The organism is Bradyrhizobium sp., assembly GCF_049581145.1.
Lineage (GTDB): Bacteria > Pseudomonadota > Alphaproteobacteria > Rhizobiales > Xanthobacteraceae > Bradyrhizobium.
In genome coordinates this window covers 1-3,269 of sequence record NZ_JBAURI010000709.1, presented here as the reverse complement: position 1 = coordinate 3,269, position 3,269 = coordinate 1, and the positions used below count along the sequence as shown (strand labels likewise).

Below are 3,269 nucleotides of genomic sequence, written 5' to 3'. Positions count from 1 at the left end.
GCCGACGCAGGCGCTGACGCCGATTGCCCCGGGCGCCGCGCCGCAGGGTCCGCGGCGGCTGGAGGATTTCCGGGCCGAACGGCACGAAGTCCAGCAAGGCGGCCGCACCGTCATCACGGAGCCCGGGCGCATCATCGTCCGCGACCCCGGCGGGCAGGAGTTTGTGCGTCACGATGAGATGGAGCGTTTCCGCTTCGGCGCGCGCGACATCCAGGTGCAGCGTGAGGGTAACGACACCCGCGACATCGTGATCCGTCCGGACGGGGTGCAGATCATTACGATCATCGGTCCTGACGGCGGCTTGCTGCGCCGGATCCGGCGCGAGCGGGACGGTCGCGAGATTGTCATCATCGACAACAGCTACCGCGATCCGGCCGCGGTTGGCGGCTTCTATGTCGACCTGCCGCCGCCGGTGATCCGCATCCCGTATGACCGCTACATCGTCGAGGCCGACCAGGCGACGCCCGATATGATCTACGGAGCCATGGAGGCGCCGCCGGTGGACCGGATCGAGCGGCGTTATTCGCTCGATGAAATCCGCTACAGCCCGAACGTGCGAATGCTGATGCCGAGCATCGATCTCAACACCATCAACTTCGATACCGGATCGTGGGAGATCCCGCCGGATCAGGCGACCAAGCTGCAGGTGATCGCGGACGGCCTCAACCGGGCGATCCAGCGCAATCCGCGCGAGGTGTTTCTGATCGAAGGCCATACCGATGCGACCGGCAACGATACCGACAATCTGTCGTTGTCGGACCGCCGTGCGGAGTCCGCGGCCGAATTGCTGACCCAGCAATTCGGGGTGCCGGCCGAGAACCTGACGTCACAGGGCTACGGCTCGCAATATCCCAAGGAACAGACCGACGGGCCGAGCCGCATCAACCGCCGCGTCACCGTCCGCCGCATCACGCCCCTGCTCAATGGCGGCATCGCGCCACCGCGGTAGGGTGTCGCACTCTTCAAAAGCAAATGGCCGGGAGCAATCCCGGCCATTTCTTCCTAAGCCGTTGGCCCATCGCTCAATACAGCGGGAATTGGGTCATCGGGGATACCTCGGTGCCGAAGTCAGACGGCGGGTTGAGCGGTTGGCGGTCGATCGGACGGTTGTTGTTCTCGCGCGCGAACGAATAGTCCGGAGGGAAGGCATAATCAGTGAATTTGCGTTCGCCCGGCAATACTTCGGTACCGGCGTCCAGCCAGGAGCGCTTACTCACGTAGATTCGCGTGTGTGGGCCCTGCTGATAGGACACATTGGGGCCCCCGGCGCCGTAATAAGGTCGGCCGCGACTATCATAGCGCGGGCTCGACTGCGCGTGAGCAGCGCTTGCGGCGACGATTGCGCCTGCCGCCAGCAGCAGCGCCAGTTTGTTCACGGCGGGGAATTTCCGACTCATTCTATTTACGTCCTTTGACGTCCTTCGGGCTGGCGCGGCGCCATTTGCGATTTGACCGATATTGTATCCGCCCAAGATATCGCGCCACAAGGTCAATCCGGCCACACCCTGCGAGATAATGCTGGGGCTGGCGAGAAAGTTTCAGGAAGACCAGCGGCTTGGCCGCTCGCTTGGCGTCAGTCCGGCGCGAACGTGCCGCGCAGCTCGGGGGTTGCAGGGCCGGTCATCCAGTCGGCGACTGACGGGCCGGTCGCGAGGCAGGTGCCGCGCTTGAGCTCGGCGCGGGCGAACAGTTGTGCCAGTTTCGGCTCGTTGCCGGAGACGAGGAGCACCAGCCGGTCCAGCAAGCAACCGACGGCGTTGCGGCGCGCCGGCAGGGCGTCGCCCTCGCAGGACCAGCCGGAGATCCGCAAGGCCGGATCGTCGAACCGCTTGACGAAACCCAGGCAGGCGCTGGTGCCCTGCGTTGCGCTTTCCTTGCTGCCGGCCTGGTGCAGCAGCGTCACCGCGCCGAATTTGCTGTCGATCACGCCGGCCGTCTCCAGTTCGGCCCCGTGCGGCAGCTCCATCCGTGCGGCGAGATCGGCATTTTGCGATGGCGATGAATCGATCTCGCCGCCGAACCGCTCGATTTCGAGCTCGGCGACCGGCTGTCCATTTGTCCCGGTCCAGCGCAGGACATCGCGGCGGCCGCCCAGCGGATGCCGAAAGATGGTATAAGTTACTGATTTTCCGGCTGGATCAGGCTGGCTGACGGCGAACGCGGGGTGCGAGTGGTCGGCCACGCTCCAGCCAGCCTTGCTCCAGCGCGCCTTGCCAGAGGGGTCGCCGGCGGCGACCGCATGCAACTGATGCCAGCCATGAATCGCCAGGATGGTAAACAGGGCCAGGGTCCCCACATAGACGAAAATCCGCGCCACGGTGGCGCACAGTTCGTCGGCAAAGCTCGTCAGCTCGGCGCGGATTTGGATCGGAGTACGGGAATCGGCCGGATCGATCGAAAACGAAGACATCAAACGCCCACCCACCATGGTAACGTTGTGTTGAGGATGTTTCTCGCATAGAAGCGCTGCCTCGTCCCTCTCCGCGGAGCGGGCGGGTCGGCATTTTTCTCCGGAGAGTGAACGATGGGTTACAAGGTCGCAGTGGTCGGCGCCACCGGCAATGTCGGGCGGGAAATGCTCAACATTCTGGACGAGCGCAAATTCCCCGCCGACGAGGTCGTCGCGCTGGCGTCGCGCCGCAGCGTCGGTGTCGAAGTCTCCTATGGCGACCGCACCCTGAAAGTCAAAGCGCTCGAACATTACGACTTCTCCGACGTCGACATCTGCCTGATGTCGGCGGGCGGCGCAGTGTCGAAGGAATGGTCGCCGAAGATCGGCGCCGCCGGCGCGGTCGTGATCGACAATTCGTCGGCCTGGCGGATGGATCCGGACGTGCCGCTGATTGTGCCCGAGGTCAATGCCGACGCGGTCGCAGGCTTCACCAAGAAGAACATCATTGCCAATCCGAACTGCTCGACCGCGCAGCTCGTGGTCGCGCTCAAGCCGCTGCATGACAAGGCGGTCATCAAGCGCGTCGTGGTCGCGACCTATCAATCGGTGTCGGGTGCCGGCAAGGATGCGATGGACGAGTTGTTCTCGCAGACCAAGGCCGTCTACACCAACAGCGAACTGATCAACAAGAAATTCCCGAAGCGTATCGCCTTCAACGTCATCCCCGAGATCGACGTGTTCATGGAAGACGGCTACACCAAGGAAGAGTGGAAGATGATGGTCGAGACCAAGAAGATTCTCGATCCCAAGATCAAGCTGACCGCCACCTGCGTGCGCGTTCCGGTCTTCATCGGCCATTCCGAGGCAGTGAACATCG

The 3,269-nt window shown here is 63.6% G+C and carries 4 protein-coding genes; 2 read left to right on the top strand and 2 right to left on the bottom strand.

From position 1 onward, the window contains the following. The first annotated feature begins 13 nt into the window (after positions 1-13). Complete coding sequence (locus tag WCB02_RS23060; protein WP_423961751.1) at positions 14-949, top strand: OmpA family protein; 936 nt, start codon at positions 14-16, stop codon at positions 947-949. A gap of 73 nt (positions 950-1,022) precedes the next feature. On the opposite strand, the gene WCB02_RS23055 is transcribed toward WCB02_RS23060, so the two are convergent. Continuing rightward, positions 1,023-1,397, bottom strand: a complete 375-nt coding sequence (locus tag WCB02_RS23055; protein WP_423961749.1) for a hypothetical protein — start codon at positions 1,395-1,397, stop codon at positions 1,023-1,025. 176 nt (positions 1,398-1,573) lie between these two features. Beyond that, a complete protein-coding gene (locus WCB02_RS23050) occupies positions 1,574-2,410 on the bottom strand; it encodes a hypothetical protein (protein WP_423961747.1) in 837 nt (278 codons plus the stop codon). 114 nt (positions 2,411-2,524) lie between these two features. Here WCB02_RS23050 and WCB02_RS23045 point away from each other — a divergent pair. Continuing rightward, a partial coding sequence (locus WCB02_RS23045; protein WP_423961745.1) for an aspartate-semialdehyde dehydrogenase occupies positions 2,525-3,269 on the top strand: 745 nt, incomplete at its 3' end.

Bases quoted from the DNA above. Each gene is read 5' to 3' on its own strand.
- WCB02_RS23055 (WP_423961749.1), bottom strand. From the start codon at position 1,397: ATGAGTCGGAAATTCCCCGCCGTGAACAAACTGGCGCTGCTGCTGGCG.
- WCB02_RS23050 (WP_423961747.1), bottom strand. From the start codon at position 2,410: ATGTCTTCGTTTTCGATCGATCCGGCCGATTCCCGTACTCCGATCCAA.